The sequence below is a fragment of the Peribacillus sp. N1 genome (assembly GCF_054600815.1).
On the sequence record NZ_BAAHZO010000001.1, the window covers coordinates 46,218 to 65,324 of the forward strand.

Sequence of the window (19,107 nt, forward strand, 5' to 3'; positions counted from 1 at the left end):
TCTTCATGTTTAACCGTCAAAGAATTGCAGAAATCATTGAACAAAAAAGGGAAACATTTATCCATGTGAGTGACTGTATCTGGGACTATGCCGAAACCCGGTTTGAAGAGTTCCGTTCTGCAGATTTGCTTTGCAAGACACTGGAAGAAGAAGGATTTAGAGTAGAACGAGGAGTGGGCGGCCTGGAAACTGCATTCATTGGTAGTTATGGAAGCGGCGGCCCCATCATTGCCATCCTTGGGGAATATGATGCTCTTTCTGGATTAAGCCAAGAACGAGGAATAGCTATGCATCAGCCGATTCAGCAGGTCGGCAATGGTCATGGCTGCGGGCATAATTTGCTGGGTACGGGTTCATTGGCTGCTGCAGTCGCCGTTCGTCACTATATGGAAGAAAACCATATCAAAGGAACGGTCCGCTACTACGGCTGTCCAGCCGAAGAAGGGGGTTCAGGAAAAACGATCATGGTCCGCGAAGGCTTGTTCGATGATGTAGACACCGCCATCTGCTGGCATCCGTACCCCTTTAATGCAGTCGCAGCAACAACTAATCTTGCCAACTATCAGGTTTATTTCAAGTTTAAGGGAAAAGCAGCCCATGCCTCTTCCACTCCTCACCTTGGACGTAGCGCACTAGATGCTGTAGAAATGATGAACATCGGGGCCAACTTCCTCCGTGAACACATCATTCCGGAAGCTCGTATCCATTACGCAATTACTAATCCAGGTGGTTTTTCCCCCAATGTCGTGCAGGCGGAAGCGGAAGTACTCTATATGGTTCGTGCTCCAAAAACGCCGCAGGTGGAAGAGATTTATCAGCGGGTATGCAAGATTGCCCGCGGTGCAGCCTTGATGACGGAAACGGAAGTTGACATCATTTTTGACAAGGGATGCTCCAATGTGATTTCCAACCAAACTCTGCTACCTGTCATGTACAATAATTTCCGCCAGCTGGGTGTCCCAGAATTTGACGAGGAAGAAAAAGAATTTGCTCGTCATATACGCACCACATTACCGGAATCGGAGAAGCAAAGTATTTTGCATATGCTGGATAAGCTACAGCTTAATACAGACAAGGATTTAGTACAGCAGATGAAAGAACAAGAACTTTCCACCGTTCTCCTGCCTTTCGTTAACAAAACATTTAACATGTCTGGTTCAACCGATGTGGGAGACGTCAGTTGGATTGTACCCACTGTGCAATGCGCGACTAATTGCTTTGCAATGGGGACGCAGCCTCATACTTGGCAGATTGTGGCGCAGGGAGGAACATCCATTGGGCACAAAGGTATGCTTCATGCCGGCAAAGTGATGGCAGCTACCGCTGTCGAATTGTTGCTTCGCCCGGAAGTGATTGACCAAGCAAAAGCCGAACTAAAGGAAAGATTAGATGGCGCTAGTTACGTCTGTCCAATCCCACAGAGAGTCAAGCCTGCCATGAGTAGCCAATAGCTCCCTAAAGCCTGTTAAAAAAGTGTTGTCCTTGCAGTTGCTTTATGGCAACTCAAGGGCTTTTTGTTGAATTCCATTTTTCGTCTCCTAGAGGAAAGGTTCGCAGAAGATTGTTGTTCTTGGAATTTTAATGCAATTTAAACAGGCGATTAACGATCTGTGGCTGGTACCTCATTCTAATTTGGAGAAATGTAATTTAATGCATTTTAAAAACTCTCTGGTTGCAAAAGAAAAATGTTTTTTCTTTGAACGTACCAATCCGAAGGATCGGTGGTAGGAGTGGTTGGATTCGAAATTTATTAAGGGTAATGGGATAATTTCTCCACTTTTTACATAATGATCATCTTTTAGTGCTATATCCATCAAAAAGCTAATCGCCAATCCTTCTGAAACAGATTGTTTGATGACTTCAGTATTGTTCGAAGTAAATAAAATATTCATGGGGCCGTATCTATTCATAAATAGAGAAATTGAATCTTTCCACATTTCCCCATCATACATCACTACTGTTTCGTTGATTAATTCCTCAGGAGTTAAATAGTCACTGAATGCCAATGGAGAATGTTTATTAACACATACCATTATTTCCCCATCTAATAGTGTTTCGAAAACTAACTCTTCATGAGCATCCCAATCAATTTCATCGATCATGGCTAATCCAAAGTCAATCTTACCTTGTAAAACAGCTTCAATAATATTTGGTGATTTTTTTTCCGTCATGACAATACGGAAGTTGGGATAGTCTTTTTTGAAGTTTGATAATGATTTGAGTAAAATTGGCGTGAAGAAGCTGGCGCTGGCTGATAGATTTATTTCTCCATTTATTAAGGAAGTTTGTTCTTGCGCTTCTTCTTGTATTTCATGAAGTTTAACAACAATTTCATACGCTTTTTTAATGATGTTTTTGCCTTCAGCCGTCGGTATGGCGCCTAAACGTGAACGTGTAAACAAATTAATTCCTAATTCTTTTTCTAAATTGGTAATAGCCTTACTTATTGTAGACTGAGATACATGAAGGTTTTGTGCAGCGATGGAAATAGAACGTGTTTTAGTCACTTCAACAATATATTTTAATTGTTCAATATGCATAACTTTTACTCCTTTATATGAATTTCATTCAAACAAATATGATATATAGCTATTTTACATTACTTATAACTATATATAAAATGTATTTAGAATATTAAAATTATTTAATCTATAAATAGAATAATTGTTGCAATCACTTAAAAAAACAGGTGTAAGCGTTTTCGACTCCATGAAAGGAGTAAAGTATGCAGAATATAGTACAAATCTAGAATGAAGAAAGTTTAAGGGAAGGCGATGAAAGTAGCTATTATTCCGATTAAAAGACCTACAGTTTAACTCTTTTAATCAGGCTTTATAATAAGTATTTTCTTAAAGGGGTAGAGCAAGTTCTTTCTTTCTGAACAAACGTTTGGTGGTGCGCTGGGTTCAATCACAATAGGGGGTATTGGTGTTTCCCTTGGGTGGAGATGGATGTTTTTCAGCATTAGTATTATAGGGATAGTATGTGCATTTTGGGTCTATCTATAATCTCCGGAAAAAAATATGCAAATAAATAACGAGCTTTTTAAACTAAAATAAAAAATAGGAGGGATTGTAATGCAGTCTATTACAAAGAATGAAATGAAGATTTTTCCGCCGTTTAAAGAAGATATTGTTACGAAGGATAATTGGTTTACTTCACAAAAAAATTTGCAACGCTATTGTCATAGTGGTGAACTGAGCCCCAGTCGTATTATATGGAGAGGAAACCAAAAGCCTACCCAATTATCATATGCAAAAGACCAATTAGATCTAGAAAAAATAAACGATAAGAATGGTGAAAGTGTTTTAGCCTATCTTGAGAGAACTGACACAGATGCTTTTTTAGTGATGCATAAAGGAAAAGTTGTGTATGAGAAGTATTTTAATGGATATAGATCTTATGAGACTCATGCACTGAACTCTGCTACAAAATCTTTTGTAGGCTTGATAGTTAGTGTTCTTGCTGATGAAGGATTATTAGATATTAATAAAAAATCTTCCTTCTATATTCCTGAGTTAGAAGGAACAGGACTTGGTGATGGAACAGTTCAGCAATTGCTTGATATGCAAGTTCCTGTGAAATATCTGAAAGCCGACACGCCATTTGGAATAGGTCGGGGGACACCCATTTTTATTGCAACAGGTTCAATGCCAAAACCAGAAAACTACAATGGACCAGAAAATCTTTATGATTTTATGTTGTCGAGCAAAAAAGATAAAATACCTGGTACTGCATTTTATTATGAAAACGGACAAACAGAAACATTGGGATGGATTGTCAAACGCTTGACAGGGAAAAACATAGCAGAATTAATCCAAGAAATAATATGGTCTAAACTTGGGGCAGAAGAAAACGCATTAATGCAACTGGATCTAATTGGTACAGATATGGCCAGCGGCGGTATGCGGGCTACGTTGCGTGATTTGGCACGATTTGGTGAAATGATGTTTAACGATGGTTACTATAATGGCCAACAAATTATTCCGGAACATATTATAAGGGAAATTAAAAAAGGTGGTAACCGAAAATATCTTGCGGAAAGTAATCATAGTCATCTATCAGGATTCTCTTATCATAATAAATGGTGGGTTAGCCATGATCAATTCGGTGGATATTCAGCCCGTGGGAAGTTTGATCAGCGAATATGCATTGCACCAAAAGCTGATACAGTGATTGTAAAATTATCTTCTTATCTGTCTCCTAGTTCAAAGGAGACAAATGCTTGTCAAGCGATAATAGAACATTTAGTAAAGGAATAAAATCAATAGAAGTCGGGCGTGGTGACTTTCATGATTAACGCATGTTATCCGCTAAATTCTGTTGTAATCCCATCACCATTAAGCTAAGAAGAAGAATCATACTTGGTTTAAAGGTATATACGAAGATGAAAAATATCATCGATTGTTTTTTGTAAATAGAAATGTTAGGCAGTATTTACAAAGTACAATGCGTGTAAAAAGAATTATAAAAAGGGAAAAATCTCAAAGAGTATGTCTTGAATTTTTAAATAAACAGTTAAAAAAATAAAATATCCTTAATCAACTAACGGGTGCGTTAGCTGTAGAACGGAGCTGTCTTTAAGGCAGCTTTTTCTTATGGAACTTACGGGGCAGGATAGTTGAATACGGATAAAATTTTAGATATTTCCTCAAACTAAAGTGAATACACTTTAAGGGTGAAATAGAATGATTAAAAAAGAATTGCAGGAATGTTCTCAAGAAAATATTAGCAATATAAAGAATACATTTCATCATACATCTGACCTTATTGTTAGAAAAATAAAAACAGGCTTCAAAGGTTCTTTTGAAATCAATATTGTCTATTTGGATGGAATTATTGATACAGACCGCATACAGGAATATGTTGTCAAACCATTATTAGAGCCGTTCAAGACTGTAAAGTTTAATGAATCACTTATTGATCAAATTATCGAGAGAATGATTGAAACAGCTGATGTGAAAAACTCGACTCAGTACAAAGAGTTAATAGAAGCTATCGTACAAGGAAATACCATTATATTGATTAATGGCTATAGAAAAGGAATTATCATACCATCAGCCAATTGGAAGGAAAGAAGCCTTGAAGAATCACTAGGAGAACGGTCACCAATGGGACCAGCTATTGGGCTAACAGAACAAATGAAAACAAATATTAATTTGTTAAGAAATACAATAAAAACTCCCGATTTCTGTGTAGAAGCAATGGAATTTGGGACAATCTCCAAAACAGCAGTTTCAATATTATTTATAGAAGGTATTGTTGATAAAGGAATTTTAATAGAAGTACGAAAGAGGCTAAAAAGTCTAAAAATAAAGTATGTACTAAATTCAAAAGTTGTGGAAGATGTATTGGAAGGAAAACCAAGATCAATTTTCAATTTAGCAAGAACTTCAGGACGAATTGATGGAGTTGTATCCTCATTATATGAAGGAAAAGTAATAATAATAGTAGATGGTTTCCCTACTGCTATCATTACACCCACACTTTTTATGGATTTATTACAGGCACCAGATGAATATCACTTAAAAATGGGGCGGTTTTCAAATCGAATAATAAGAATGATTTGCTTTTTCTTAGCTGTATACTTACCTGGTGTTTATATTGCGATAGCAAATTTTCATAAAGAAGATTTAACTAGCAAAATTTCAAAGGCACTTATATCTAAAAATGAGTTATTACCAACCTTTTGGGAAATTGCACTTCTTTTATTTATCATAAGAATATTATTAGATGCTTCATATCGTATTCCAAAAACTTCAGTGATTTTGCTTTCCTTAATCGGAACAATTGTAGTAGGCGAAACAGCTGTTACGGCAAAACTAATTCATCCACTTAGTCTCATAATAGTAGGTATAACAACTATTTCTAGTTTTCTACTCGCTAATAGAGGAATGCTTGCTGCTGAAAGCACTTTGAGACTGCTTTTTTTGATTACTGCTAATTTTTTTGGATTTAACGGATTAATCATCGCTGCAACAATTCAAATAATTTATATGGTAAGCCTTAAATCTTTAGGTGTTCCCTATCTTTCGCCTTTGATTCCGTTTAGGATACAGGAATTGAAAGATTCAATCTATAGAGGAGATTTACAGACACTAATTAATAGCAAACATACTTATCCTGAGGATGATGATTAATTTTTTGTTATTATGATCACAATTTGCAAAGAACACAAAAATATTAACTGTACAAGTCAACATATCTTGATCTTGGCTTTTTTGTTCCAATTTCGAAAATAAATGCAGGTGCGAAAACATATGTTGGTTGGTCCCTTGTTGAACTAACGGGTGCTTAGTAGAAGATCAAAGCTGTCTTTAAGGCAGCTTTTTTTCTTATGCAACTATCGGGGCAGGTTAGTTCCATAAGCGTTGTGTACTCGAACTACGAAGGCTTAGTTTATTTATTTTTACCCAACTTCTCGTTACCCCGTTTAAAGTTACCCGTAATTTTAGCTAACAATAACTGTAGTTCTGTTATATTATTTTCAACTTCATTGATTCTTTCTATAAGACGCAGAGCCTCCCTATCCTTTAAAAATTTAATTTGTTTACCTTTGTAATTGATTACTACTGTTTCTTTTTTCGTTATTCGATAAGTAAATGGTTCTTCACTTAATCTGTTTCGTTTGTCTATATCGCTCACTACACCGTCTCCCTACTTATTTTAGTTCAAAGATTATATTCAAAAATGGCAGTTGATTCTCCTGTTTTCTTTAAATGTTTTTATTCACAGTCTGTGTCAACTCTGCGATAAGTCTTATAGAACTAACGGGTGCGTTAGCTGAAGATCGGAGCTGTCTTTAAGGCAGCTTCTCCTTATGGAACTTTCCATAAGGAGTGCTATTATAAGACCTATCGTAAAATGCCAAAAACGATGTGCATTGGTGGACGGAATTATATCCTCTGACGTATTTATATTACCTCTTACTTAAATGCCTTACAGAGCCATTTAAGTAGTGAATCATTTCCACTTTTTAGTTTTTTCTTTCAAGAAATAATGCTATTATTTGTAAAATACATATAATAAGGCGGGATCTTATGGATAAAAAAACTCAACTAGCTTTGATTTTTCTCTTAATACCTCTGGCAATATCAATTTATTTTTGGTTTTCGGATTCAGCCTTATTACGAGGCGGATATGACTTAGCTATAGATGGTTTTGTAGTAGCCAGAGCCTTAATGATTATTTACACATTACATTTATTGGGGAAATTAGGGGAATTTATCATTAAGAACAAAAAAGATTAGCTATGAGCTAACCTTTTTTGTTTTATAGATTGATGGATTAAATACTTCAATAAGGGAGGTTGCTGAAGCAACCTTTTTCTTAATTAACTAACGGGTGCGTTAGCTGAAGATTGGAGCTGTCTTTAAGGCAGCTCTTTTCTTATGGAACTAAAGGGGCAGGTAAGTTCTAGAAGCGTAGCTTATTCGAACCTTGATTATTGACTACTTTTGTAATAACACCTAAAATTTAGTTAATTATATAATTTGGCGGTGTGAATTTGTTAACTACTATAAATATTCCAGGATTAATTCTATCTTCTCTTTTCGCAATATTAGTTTTGTTTTTACTAAGAAAACTAGTGCAATCTATTAGACGGTAAAACCGTCTTTTTTATGTCACAAAACCCAACAAGTAGGTGATTATATGAAAACTTGGATGAAAATACTTATTGGTTTAGTATCAATTCTTATAATCGCTATGATAATTGGGATTTTAAGCTTGTATTCAATTTAACGTTAGCTGAAATCGGAGCTGCCTTAGGGCAGCTTTTTCTTAATCTAAAGGGGCAGGTTAGTGAAAGAAGGTTATGGTAAACTTAACTTATGAAAAATACAAAAAAGGTATTACGAAATAAGGTTCGCGAATATTCCAATAGTAGAGGGTTTACGAAGTGTTGTTCGTTAACAAGATGTTATATGACATACCGAAAACCTAATTTCACATTTTCCTATACTGTGACTTTTCTTTGTTATCATGAACTGTGACAAGGTGTTTTTTTTTGGAAGGAATTTGTAACTTTTTAATAGAATAATTATGAAGATGATCAGATAATAAATTTTTACACATAAGGAGATAAAACTATGGAAAAAAACAAATTACTAAGAATGGACAATGTCGGCATCGTTGTAGAATCCCTTGATGACGCAATCTCTTTCTTCGAGGAGATTGGCTTGAAGCTCGAAGGGCGAGCCACTGTCGAAGGTGAATGGGCTGGTCGCGTAACCGGATTGGGTTCTCAGTGCGTAGAGATTGCTATGATGGTTACCCCAGATGGCCACAGCCGACTTGAACTTTCGCGATTTCTCACCCCACCTACTATATCAGATCACCGGACTGCTCCTGTAAATGCCCTCGGTTATCTACGCGTCATGTTCACCGTTGAAGACATTGACGAAATGGTATCCAGACTCACTAAGTATGGTGCTCAGCTCGTTGGCGAAGTGGTTCAGTACGAGGACTCGTATCGGCTCTGCTACATTCGTGGAACCGAAGGACTTCTAATCGGTTTGGCGGAACAACTCGGTAACAAATAAGTAAGTGACGTTTTATAAAAAGCCTTTACTGAAATATACATTACTGAAGTAAAAATTGAAACAGAAAAGCAGTGTGAAAGTAACTCGAAGAAGTCGGGTACGTCATATAACACAGCATTCACGCTGCGGGACTCTCCGAGCCCCTTGGTCGCCAGGAGAAGAAGCAGGGGTTTGGCTGGATTGGCTATCAATTATTTATATGAAGCTGGACGAAACGCTTTTGAAACTTTCAGAGAAGAATTAATTGACGTTATTGTCAAACCAAATAAAACAACGGCAGTTCATGGGTATTTGGCATACTTCCAAGATATTTCTGAAGAAATTTCTAAAATAAAAGGCAATGTTCACGAAAAAGAATATCTTTTTAACTTTATCTCTCGAACACTGGATCAGGTAAACTTGAAACCAGACCTTCCGATACCAGACTTTGATAACTGTTCCGACGAATGGCATGAAAATGATTGTAGTTGCAATGAAATAGTTGAAATGTGGGAGAAGTTTGTTGACGAAAATAATGGTGAGTTTGACGAATTGATTATTCATTCAGCGTTTCAAGTTATTTTCCTAGATAGAAAGTTTTTACATGATTTTCATTTGGAGCTTGCTGATTTTATTGAGGACTACATTGACGATATAAAAACATCTCACCCAGACTATGTGACGGAAAAGAACCGTATTAAGAGACAAAGATTCCCCAAATGGCTGACGGACGCTGTCTTTCACAGGGACAAAGGAACTTGCTCAAAGCCAGAATGTCGTTGTGATCTTACAAAGTTAATTAGACCTCAAAACACAATTCATATTGACCATATTGTTCCCTTGAAGCTTTTCGGCAGCAATGATGCTTCAAATTTTCAGTTACTTTGTGAAAAGTGCAATACATCCAAAGGAGCTAGGTCAACAGCAACCAGTTCTGTCAACGTTCCTTTCTGGAATATGGATTAATGCAAATTGCGAAAATCTGAACAAATTGAGTAAACGATATGTGGTAACGTAAACTTCTGGGTTATGTAGAACATACCTTTCGGATGAATTTAGTTAAAACAGCTCTAGCAACTGAGGGGTTCGAACTAGAATTTATTCGCAATCCTAAAGCAATTCATTCATTGCTCGCTCCAAGAGTGGAAACAGCATTTGCAAACCACAATATTATTTTTGGTGACAATCCGTTAATGCGCTGGTATACGAATAATGTCTATGTTCACATTAAAAAGGATGGAAACAAGGAGTATCTGAAAAAGGATGAATTCAGAAGGAAAACAGATGGCTTCCAGGCATTTATTCATGCCTTGTTCAAAGCGGATGATGTATTGGAAGAAGAGATGGACTTTTTCTTGGATGATATAGATTTTTAAGAGTAGACACAAACTGTGTGTTTTATCTAATAAAACAGATAAGTATAAATAAAAAGGATTGGAATAATCCAACCCCTTTGCGCTACAGGTTATGCACCTTGTGTAAGAATAACGACGATGTTATATAAGATTGGGAATACGAATAAAATAATGTTAAAAACTAGTCCAACTAACGGAAGTTTATTACGATTCATTTTATATCCTACAAAACCAATGATCGCTCCTATTGGGCATACTAAAAACGGAAATACGAGCGGCATCCCTTGAATTTTCAAGGATACGATATCAAATAAAAAGTTAATAATTAATATAGTTAAAACTGTTGGAATTAGAATAGATATAAGCCCTAAGGTTTTTTGCACTACACTTGCCCCTTTATGAATTAAATTATAAAAATCGGTATCTACCGAATTTTAACAATAATTATAGTTTGTGTAAATATTATACTATGCAACAGTCCGATTAAATTGCGAGATAAGGAGGTGAGATTTTGGGATTTCTAGATCTGATAAAAAGCAGAAATAAGGAACTGGAATTCATGATTGATTTTGATTTAATCGAAGAAACTTCCAAAAAAATTTACATGAAGCAATTGGCAATACAGACCTGTATCAATATGATTGGCCGCACCATCAGCCAATCAGAATTTTATGTGAAGAAGGACAAAAAGATTGTGAAGGACGAAATGTATTACCGATTAAATGTCAGACCGAATCCGAACATGTCAGCCAGCCGATTTTGGCAGATTTTGGTCCATAAGCTGATCTATGACAATGAGTGTTTGGTTATCCAGTCGGATACCGAAGATTTATTGATTGCGGACTCTTTCACACGAGTTAAATATGCGCTGGTCAATGATTCATTCAAAGATGTTTGCTACGTATTCCCTCTTTTGTTGAATATATATCATAACCGTCTATCCATCGGGTAGGCGTTTTTTATGTTTCTTGTAAACTAGGCATTCAGAAATACATGATCTACAACAAATAAAGTGATAGTAATGTCTTGTACCTATTTTAGAGAGAACAAACAATTAGGAATCCTTGCCTTTTAGTTGAATATAAATAGTATGAAAACTAAGGGGGAGAAAAGGTGGATATATTTGATGAACATGCGAAAGTGCTAAAAAAGTTGTTTGACAATAAAAAAGTCCAAAAAGAAATTATAGAGAAAATGGCAAACGGCATAAATTCAGAGTTGGAGAATCAGTTGCAAACTTTAAAAAAGGAATACTGCGTTTTGAGCAAATTAGAAAGAACATATGATAATCGCTATGAATTTAATTAAAATAGAGCACTCATACATTTAAGTGCTTATTATTTGCAGGAAAACTTCTCCTTTTGTCGTATTGGTTAAACGAAGGGGATGACAAAATGAATGATGATTATGAGAAAATCGGTATTTTATTGTCCAATATGACGAATGAATTAGTGTCGAATAGAGTAAGGGTTAAAGCTATAGTAGAATTACTGATTGAAAAAGGTCAGATAACCTACGAAGAGTATGAAAAAAGCTTTGAAAAAGTTTTTGAAAGAGATGCAAAGTCATTTAGAGATGATTTAATAAAAAACGTCAAGAGTAGTGAATAAAAGGAGGGGGCATCCATTAATTTGGGTGCTTTTTTTATTGGGGTGAGAACAATGAACCGTGATGAGAAGAAGAAACCTGTTAAGAAGCCAGAGACGTTTAGTCGCAGGGATCTAGAAGAGCTGATGAACATGAAAGCCCCAACATATACAAAAGGTCATGGTGGAGCGATTGATTTTGTTTCTGAATTTTTAGCATCTAAAGGAGATAATTGCTTAATGATTTCGACGAATGTTATTCTATTTATATAGTTCTGTGCTTAGATATTTAAGACAGAATCATTTATAGTTAATACGATATTTTCTCCTTTTTCTTCCTGAGATCAACAACCTAACCACTACAATCAATAACTTAGAGGACTTTGATATTCAATAATCTTGTTTTAGAGACCATACCAGCACTTTCTAAAGTTTGTTTAGACGGAATATTATAATACCAGCACCCACAAATCGGATTTAGATTATTGTCATAACACCATTCCTTCAAGTGATGTATTATCGTTCTACCTATTCCTTGTTTTCTGAACTGTTCATTTGTAAAAATGCCGATACTTGCATATCTGTCGAGTAACTTACTTCGTTCTACAATCCCTATTCCAAGTAGTATATTTCCTTTAGTGAAGGTAAATATTTCTCTATTTTTAATACGTTCCTCCACTTTATCAATGAAGTCCTGACATACCTGGGTTATTTTTATAGCATCATTAGGAACGGCAGCTCTGAAATCCCCACCTTTATATAATTTTTCTTTTGGAATTTCCACTTTGTTATCTTGAAAAAAGTAAGCTTGTTTTTCGATTTTATAATCATGATCTAATACCAAACTTAAAAAAAGTTCGTCGCATGTTGGAACAAGTACAGATTGGATTGAATGATTGCTCAGAACATTTTTAAAAATCTCTTGGGCTTCATTAAAATATGATAAGTCTAAATAAAATTGTGTAAGGCAGTGATTACTGTGAACGGAATAATAACCTGCAACTTCAGAATTGTAACTGATAGTATAAAATGCGGAATTAAAAATTTGATCCTCTAAGAAGGAATCAATAGGAGAACTTAATGCAATTACATATTCCCGGAGTAAGTTTCTAACGTCACTTTGTTCACATTCTTTAAAATAAAAACTCATGTTTACCCTTCCTCTCCAAATCATCTAAAAGTATATGTGAAAAATTCTCCTTAAGTTTGTGGAATCCTTCTTGAGATAAACTGACCCATTAGTTCCAAAAGAAAAAGCTGCCTTTAAAGTCAGCTTCGATCTTCAGCTAACGCACCCGTTAGTTCATTAAGAAAATCGATTCTTATTAAAGAATCGCGCCCTATAATCGAATAACTTTTTATATTCTTTTAACTATGCTTTTATAGAACCAAACATTTATATAATCAAAAAACAAAAATAAAATCTTAACTCCCATAGTTTTAATAATCTGCGATAACCCATTGAATTTTATATCATTAAACGATATATTATATTTAATGATATATCGTTTAATGATATAAAAAGGAGGAAGATCATGGGGAGAAATGTCTCATTAGAAATAGGTGAACTGACGGACACAGCTTACTATATTTTATTGTCTTTAGTTGATGCGAAGCATGGTTACCTCATTATGCAAACTATTGAAGAAATGACTGATCAGCGATTTTCAATTGGACCTGCCTCTATGTATACAACAATCAAGAAACTGTTAGCTGCTGAATTAATTCAACTGTTTGATGATCATGATCAGAAAAGAAAAACCTATATTGCAACAGAAAAGGGTATTGAACTTTTGAAAAAAGAAGTAAAGCGAAGACGGGAAATGGTATTACATGCAGAAGAAGTATTTAAACGAAGAGGGGAGCAGTTATCATGAATAAGGTTAAATATATTCCTAGTGGTGGTTTAGCTTTTTTTGAAGAAAAAGAGATGAAAAAGCTTGCCGAATATGCAAAAGAGGGATGGGTTTTAGAAAATTTTGCAGGGCTAGGGTACAAGCTAAGAAAAGGGGAACGTAAGAACATTGAGTATTCACTGGATTATCAAAAAGAAGTAGATGATGAATATTTAGCCTTCTTTGAAGTTGCTGGATGGTCACATGTATGTTCTGTAGGTAATGAAATTCATATATTTAGTGCCCCTACAGGAACCAAGCCAATCTATACAGACAGACCCACTACTGTTGAAAAATATGAACGAGAAAAGAATCAAATGGGGAAAGCTTCTCTTCCATTCTTCATTTCTACCGTTATATTTTGGTTGCTTAGTGTCTTTAGTAATTGGGGATGGGTATCTGAAAGTATTGGGAACTTTTTTCGAGTATTAGGGATAATTTTCCTTATCATTCTTATCTTCCCCGGCCTACCATACCTTTCTTATCAATTTAAATTATTGAAATTACGAAAGGAGTAAATATCAAAAAAGTTCGAAAACAAAAAAAAATTTCACGAACGGGTAGCTTAGTAAAACAAATAAAAAGGCGATTTCTTAAGAAACTGTAAATCGCTTTTTTAATGTTCGAGACTTCCTTATCGTTGTAAATCCGCATTTTCCTGACGTTGCCCCTTATAGAACTAATCTGCGCCTTTAGTGCCACAAGAAAAAGCTGCCTTAAAGACAGCTCCAATCTTAAGCTAACGCACCCTTTAGTTCATTAAGACTTTTTGTAGAGTTTACACAAACTGTCAGTTAAGCAAAATTGAATAAATCAATTGGAGGACTCTAAACGGATTCCTCTTTTTTTATTTAATATTATAATCAGTAGGGGGGTATTCTTCCAAATCTTAGTTTGTTAAAATTGAGTTGTTTTTATTACAGGTTATTAGGGGAAGCTGATTTAGTTGTGAATTTATTAAAAGTGATATTAGCAGCAGTGATTTTATCTTTCATTATCTCTATTATTGGATCAATAATGGCCTATAATCCATATTTAGATAGAGATCCAGATGTATATTATCCTTCAATAGGTGAAAGTACTATTTACGGTGTGATTTATGTAACTCCTGTGTTGATTATACTCAGTGTAAGTTCTTTTGTAGTCTATTCATCGTTACGTAAGAATAGGCGTTTATCAAAATGGGTTAAGGTGATTGTTAGTTTAGGGGTTGCAATTGGATTAGGAATAATCATTACTTTAGCGATAAGTGAAGAAAGAAAGACAAATGATATATATCTAATACCTGAAGGATATGAAGGTGATGTTTTTGTATTTTACAATGTTAAAGGAGCTCCTGAAATCGAGAAAGAAGATGGCTATGAGGTGCATAAGATCAATGAAAAGGGCTATTATGCGACCAGGACTAAGGACTTGGACTACGGTACAATAACGGACAAATACTTCTATGTTGATGATAAAGGACATAGAACACCTATAGATAATAAGTGTGTAAGTACATTTGGAACAGGTGGAACTACTCTGGAGGATAATATAGATATTATTTATACAGGATTTAAGCTAAAAAAGGATAACTGCAGTGAGGAATTTTCGATGGAAGCTCAGAATGAAGATGGAAACGTACAGATGATTAATGATATTTTAAAGAAGTATTATAATATGGAACCACAATTATTTTAAAATTGTAGACTTCACAATTGGGAACAAACTATGCTTGATGAACTAACCTGCCCCGTTAGTTTAAGTACAAACCTTCACAACCCTTCTGACCTCAAACCCCTTACACCTCTGGTGTCAGGGGTTTTTTTTTGTGGGCAAATCTAAATTAATTAAATGAAATGAAATAGATTTACCCACCATTTACCCACAAACTTTAGCAAAAAAATTTAATCGATTATCCCTTTGGTATATTCCTCAAACTTATCCATGTTTTTCTTTTCGAGTGTGAACATATTTCATATCTGCTCCAGCTTCTAGCTGGAGCACTGCATGTGTATGACGGAGGGAATGGATGGGGGAAGTGATGGCAACTCAGCCCTTTTTAAGATGCGACTGAATGCGTTAAATAAGTAGACTTTGGCATGTAGCTGCGATTATCCCTGCAAAGAACTAGGTTTAAATCGTGATATAGTTCTGACAGGGCCAATTTATTTTGGTTCAGGAATTCTATGGTAAATTAAATATTGTACTTACACTAACTACGCAGGTTAGTTTAATAAGAGCTTGAAATCTCATATTAATATAAGGTGTTTTTGGTAAAAATAAACAAAACGGATGAAAAAAAAGTTAATTTTAATCATATTCATTGTGGGCTAAAAGGTATATAAACTGCTTTCAAGGGGATAAACCGGGGCATTTGGTTACTGTATGATAGTTGAACTCTTACTCTTCCTAATTTAATTATAGCATATAAGAAATGGTAAATATAGACTATTTATTCTTAATTGCTACTGCTAAAATACAATAGACCTTTATTGAGATTTGTGGGAGGGATATAGAATGGGTTCATTGGTTCTCGGTTTTCAGGAGATGGAAAAAACACAGCTATTGCTCGTTGGCGGAAAAGGATTAAATTTAGGGGAATTATCAAAAATTGAAGGAATACAAGTACCAGAAGGATTTTGTGTTACAACCGTGGGATATCAAAAAGCCATCGAACAAAACGAAACGTACCAAGCTTTGTTGGATCGACTGACAATTCTAAAAGTAGAAGATCGTGAACAAATTGGTGAAATCAGCAGGAAGATTCGACAAATCATTAAGGATGTAGAAATTCCTTCCGATGTTGTGAAAGCCGTTATTCACTTTCTCTCCCAGTTTGGTGATGAACATGCATATGCAGTCCGGTCCAGTGCGACTGCGGAAGATTTACCACATGCCTCTTTTGCTGGTCAACATGACACTTATTTAAATATCATCGGCGTCGATGCCATCTTGCAGCATATCAGGAAATGTTGGGCTTCCCTATTTACGGATCGTGCGGTAATTTACCGTATGCAAAATGGATTTGACCACAGTGAAGTTTACTTATCCGTTATCGTTCAAAGGATGGTTTTTCCACAGGCTTCAGGGATTTTATTTACAGCTGATCCGATAACTTCTAACCGAAAGCTGCTATCAATCGATGCCAGTTTTGGACTTGGAGAAGCACTGGTTTCTGGCTTGGTTTCTGCCGATTGTTATAAAGTGCAGAAAGAGGAAATCGTCGATAAGATGATAGCAACCAAGAAATTGGCTATCCATGGACTAAAAGAAGGCGGAACAGTGAAACAACAGATCGATCCGGATCAGCAAAAGACCCAAACACTTACTGATCAACAGATTTTACAACTGGCACGCATCGGAAGACAAATCGAAGCTTGTTTTGGTCGCCCACAAGATATCGAATGGTGTCTGGTTGATGATGCATTTTATATAGTCCAGAGTCGGCCAATCACTACTTTATACCCGATCCCTGAAGCGAATGATCAAGTAAATCACATTTATGTATCTGTCGGTCATCAACAAATGATGACCGACCCCATGAAACCATTGGGATTGTCTTTTTTCCTGTTAACCACTCCTGCACCTATGCGTAAAGCTGGCGGGAGGCTGTTTGTTGATGTCACACATATGCTGGCTTCACCTGACAGCAGAAAAATGTTTTTAGATGCCATGGGACAACATGATCCGCTCATGAAAGACGCACTCATTACCATAATAGAGCGAGGAGATTTTATAAAATCTTTACCAAATGATAAGCAAGAACAGAGTTCCGGTAAAAGCAATAAAAGTGTGTCGTCTGCGAATTCTAGGGCACAAATCGAAAACGACCCGACAATCGTTTCTGATTTGATTAAGTACAGTCAAACATCGATAGAAGAGTTAAAACAAAACATCCAAACGAAATCGGGGTCGGATTTATTTGATTTTATTCTGGAAGATATCCAGATATTAAAGAAGATTTTATTTGACCCACAAAGTTCAGCTGTGTTTATGGCTGCTATGGATGCTTCATCATGGATCAATGAAAAAATGAACGAGTGGTTAGGTGAAAAAAACGCAGCAGATACGCTTTCTCAATCTGTACCAAACAATATTACCTCGGAAATGGGTCTGGCGCTACTGGAGGTCGCAGATGTGATTCGTCCTTATCCGGAAGTCATTAATTATTTACAACATGTAAAAGATGATAACTTTTTGGATGAACTGGTTAAGTTCGAAGGTGGACAAAAAACGCAAGAAGCTATCTATGATTATCTCGGCAAATACGGTATGCGAGGTGCCGGGGAAATCGATATTACTAGAACTCGTTGGAGTGAAAAACCAATTACACTTGTCCCGTTGATTCTGGGTAACATCAAAAACTTTGAGCCTAATGCTAGTAAACGGAAATTTGAGCAAGGGCGACAGGCAGCTTTGAAAAAAGAACAAGAGTTATTAGATCGATTGAAGCGATTACCGGATGGTGATCAAAAAGCCAAGGAAACAAAACGAATGATCGACCTAATCCGGAATTTCATCGGTTATCGTGAATATCCCAAATACGGCATGGTTAGTCGCTATTTCGTTTATAAGCAGGCTTTACTGAAAGAAGCCGACCAACTCGTACAAATAGGCGTCATTCATGAAAAAGAAGATATATACTCTCTCACTTTTGAAGAACTTGGCGAAGTAGTACGCACAAACAAACTGGATTACCAGATCATCAGCAAACGTAAAGACGAGTACAAATTATTTGAAAAACTAACTCCCCCACGTGTAATCACGTCTGATGGTGAAATCATTGTAGGTGAGTACAAACGAGAAAATCTCCCAGCCGAAGCTATTGTAGGTCTGCCTGTTTCCTCCGGTGTTATTGAGGGAAGAGCACGTGTCATCTTAAACATGGAAGAAGCTAATCTAGAGGATGGAGATATATTAGTCACTTCCTTTACTGACCCTAGCTGGACACCATTGTTTGTTTCCATAAAAGGCTTAGTCACCGAAGTTGGTGGACTGATGACCCATGGAGCAGTTATCGCACGTGAATATGGCTTACCAGCAGTTGTTGGGGTGGAACATGCGACTGAACTGATAAAAGATGGGCAACGAATTCGAGTGCATGGGACAGAGGGGTATATCGAAATATTGTAATTGCTGAATACCTTACAGTATAAAGGATGTTATATTGAAATTATTATCGAATAATCATTTTTGTGTTCTCTAAGACCATTAAAAATCCCTGCTTTTTGATCAGGGATTTTTTTCTATGTTAAATGATTGTAATTGATTTTAAACACTACAATGGAGTAACACTTCATATGAGATGCTAGTGTGTTACTTTTTAGTTGAAAAACAGTTTGAATTTCTATAATGATTCAAACTACAATTATGTCACTTTAACTTGATAAGATTGCATGATACGGTTCCTTTGTCATGCAACTATACAGTTGCCTATGATTGACAAGCAACCGTAGAGTTGCTTATAATCGATATATGAATTGGGACAAAGACGCTATATTCAAAGCACTAGGCGATTCGACTCGTCGACTTATATTAGACGAACTATCCGAACGCAATGAGTTGACGTTGTATGAACTTACGGTACGTCTCATTATGAAGCATGACCTTTCCATTTCGAGACAGGCGATAGCTAAACATCTTTCTGCTTTGGAAGATGCAGGGCTCGTAAAATCTAAACGAAAGGGAAAATATCGTGTACTTATGTTCAACAACGAACCACTTAAGAACTTGTTGAAAGGATGGATAGAGTAATCTTTTGGAACAG

Annotated in this window: 19 protein-coding genes and 2 pseudogenes; 16 read left to right on the plus strand and 5 right to left on the minus strand. The window is 35.9% G+C overall.

All coding sequences use genetic code 11. The annotated features are described in order from the left end of the window. Positions 1–5: 5 nt before the first annotated feature. On the plus strand, positions 6–1,451 hold the full coding sequence (locus ACYP5M_RS00250; protein WP_459734450.1) for a M20 family metallopeptidase: 1,446 nt from the start codon (positions 6–8) through the stop codon (positions 1,449–1,451). Positions 1,452–1,622: 171 nt separating this feature from the next. On the opposite strand, the gene ACYP5M_RS00255 is transcribed toward ACYP5M_RS00250, so the two are convergent. After that, a complete protein-coding gene (locus ACYP5M_RS00255; RefSeq protein WP_434169147.1) occupies positions 1,623–2,540 on the minus strand; it encodes a LysR family transcriptional regulator in 918 nt (305 codons plus the stop codon). A gap of 537 nt (positions 2,541–3,077) precedes the next feature. Here ACYP5M_RS00255 and ACYP5M_RS00260 point away from each other — a divergent pair. Further along, on the plus strand, positions 3,078–4,262 hold the full coding sequence (locus ACYP5M_RS00260; RefSeq protein ID WP_459734451.1) for a serine hydrolase domain-containing protein: 1,185 nt from the start codon (positions 3,078–3,080) through the stop codon (positions 4,260–4,262). Positions 4,263–4,688: 426 nt separating this feature from the next. Then, entirely contained in the window at positions 4,689–6,140 is a 1,452-nt protein-coding gene (locus ACYP5M_RS00265; protein WP_459734452.1) for a spore germination protein, read from the plus strand. 259 nt (positions 6,141–6,399) lie between these two features. Here the strand turns inward: ACYP5M_RS00265 and ACYP5M_RS00270 are convergent, their stop codons facing one another. Next, complete coding sequence (locus tag ACYP5M_RS00270) at positions 6,400–6,645, minus strand: hypothetical protein (protein WP_434169150.1); 246 nt, start codon at positions 6,643–6,645, stop codon at positions 6,400–6,402. Positions 6,646–7,040: 395 nt separating this feature from the next. On the opposite strand from ACYP5M_RS00270, the gene ACYP5M_RS00275 reads away from it, so the two are divergent. The 4 genes and pseudogenes from ACYP5M_RS00275 to ACYP5M_RS00290 form a co-directional block, all read left to right on the plus strand. After that, a complete protein-coding gene (locus ACYP5M_RS00275) occupies positions 7,041–7,250 on the plus strand; it encodes a hypothetical protein (RefSeq protein ID WP_063589940.1) in 210 nt (69 codons plus the stop codon). An 840-nt stretch (positions 7,251–8,090) separates the two neighbouring features. Beyond that, positions 8,091–8,543 (plus strand): VOC family protein, encoded by a 453-nt coding sequence (locus ACYP5M_RS00280; protein ID WP_434169151.1) that lies wholly within the window; start codon positions 8,091–8,093, stop codon positions 8,541–8,543. A 180-nt stretch (positions 8,544–8,723) separates the two neighbouring features. Further along, complete coding sequence (locus ACYP5M_RS00285) at positions 8,724–9,488, plus strand: HNH endonuclease (RefSeq protein WP_459734453.1); 765 nt, start codon at positions 8,724–8,726, stop codon at positions 9,486–9,488. 65 nt (positions 9,489–9,553) lie between these two features. Next, positions 9,554–9,898 (plus strand): annotated as a pseudogene (locus ACYP5M_RS00290) (terminase large subunit); the annotation flags it as partial. An 89-nt stretch (positions 9,899–9,987) separates the two neighbouring features. On the opposite strand, the gene ACYP5M_RS00295 reads toward ACYP5M_RS00290, so the two are convergent. Then, complete coding sequence (locus ACYP5M_RS00295) at positions 9,988–10,260, minus strand: hypothetical protein (protein ID WP_434169153.1); 273 nt, start codon at positions 10,258–10,260, stop codon at positions 9,988–9,990. Between the two features lie 128 nt (positions 10,261–10,388). Here ACYP5M_RS00295 and ACYP5M_RS00300 point away from each other — a divergent pair, with 128 nt between their 5' ends. From ACYP5M_RS00300 to ACYP5M_RS00315, 4 genes are all read left to right on the plus strand, one after another. Continuing rightward, positions 10,389–10,829, plus strand: coding sequence for a phage portal protein (locus tag ACYP5M_RS00300; protein WP_434169154.1), 441 nt, complete (start codon positions 10,389–10,391; stop codon positions 10,827–10,829). Between the two features lie 161 nt (positions 10,830–10,990). Continuing rightward, the gene (locus ACYP5M_RS00305; protein ID WP_434169155.1) at positions 10,991–11,185 is read left to right on the plus strand and encodes a hypothetical protein; all 195 of its coding nucleotides are present in this window, start codon (positions 10,991–10,993) and stop codon (positions 11,183–11,185) included. An 86-nt stretch (positions 11,186–11,271) separates the two neighbouring features. Then, a complete protein-coding gene (locus ACYP5M_RS00310) occupies positions 11,272–11,487 on the plus strand; it encodes a hypothetical protein (RefSeq protein ID WP_434169156.1) in 216 nt (71 codons plus the stop codon). A gap of 51 nt (positions 11,488–11,538) precedes the next feature. Continuing rightward, entirely contained in the window at positions 11,539–11,736 is a 198-nt protein-coding gene (locus ACYP5M_RS00315; protein ID WP_434169157.1) for a hypothetical protein, read from the plus strand. 100 nt (positions 11,737–11,836) lie between these two features. On the opposite strand, the gene ACYP5M_RS00320 is transcribed toward ACYP5M_RS00315, so the two are convergent. Then, positions 11,837–12,613 (minus strand): GNAT family N-acetyltransferase, encoded by a 777-nt coding sequence (locus ACYP5M_RS00320; protein WP_434169158.1) that lies wholly within the window; start codon positions 12,611–12,613, stop codon positions 11,837–11,839. A 385-nt stretch (positions 12,614–12,998) separates the two neighbouring features. Here ACYP5M_RS00320 and ACYP5M_RS00325 point away from each other — a divergent pair, with 385 nt between their 5' ends. From ACYP5M_RS00325 to ACYP5M_RS00335, 3 genes are all read left to right on the plus strand, one after another. Continuing rightward, complete coding sequence (locus ACYP5M_RS00325; RefSeq protein WP_434169159.1) at positions 12,999–13,340, plus strand: PadR family transcriptional regulator; 342 nt, start codon at positions 12,999–13,001, stop codon at positions 13,338–13,340. Then, complete coding sequence (locus ACYP5M_RS00330) at positions 13,337–13,876, plus strand: DUF2812 domain-containing protein (protein ID WP_459734454.1); 540 nt, start codon at positions 13,337–13,339, stop codon at positions 13,874–13,876. Before ACYP5M_RS00325 ends, ACYP5M_RS00330 begins: the two co-directional genes overlap by 4 nt. 430 nt (positions 13,877–14,306) lie before the next feature. Then, on the plus strand, positions 14,307–15,038 hold the full coding sequence (locus tag ACYP5M_RS00335) for a DUF6843 domain-containing protein (protein ID WP_434169161.1): 732 nt from the start codon (positions 14,307–14,309) through the stop codon (positions 15,036–15,038). Between the two features lie 258 nt (positions 15,039–15,296). Here the strand turns inward: ACYP5M_RS00335 and ACYP5M_RS00340 are convergent. Further along, a pseudogene (locus ACYP5M_RS00340) lies at positions 15,297–15,519 on the minus strand (site-specific integrase); the annotation flags it as partial. A gap of 338 nt (positions 15,520–15,857) precedes the next feature. Between ACYP5M_RS00340 and ppsA the strand changes: the two are divergent. Together ppsA and ACYP5M_RS00350 are read left to right on the plus strand one after the other, a co-directional pair. Next, positions 15,858–18,473: a phosphoenolpyruvate synthase gene (gene ppsA, locus ACYP5M_RS00345; protein WP_459734455.1), complete on the plus strand. Its 2,616-nt coding sequence runs from the start codon at positions 15,858–15,860 to the stop codon at positions 18,471–18,473. Positions 18,474–18,815: 342 nt separating this feature from the next. After that, the gene (locus ACYP5M_RS00350; protein ID WP_101221498.1) at positions 18,816–19,094 is read left to right on the plus strand and encodes an ArsR/SmtB family transcription factor; all 279 of its coding nucleotides are present in this window, start codon (positions 18,816–18,818) and stop codon (positions 19,092–19,094) included. The last annotated feature ends 13 nt before the right edge of the window (positions 19,095–19,107 follow it).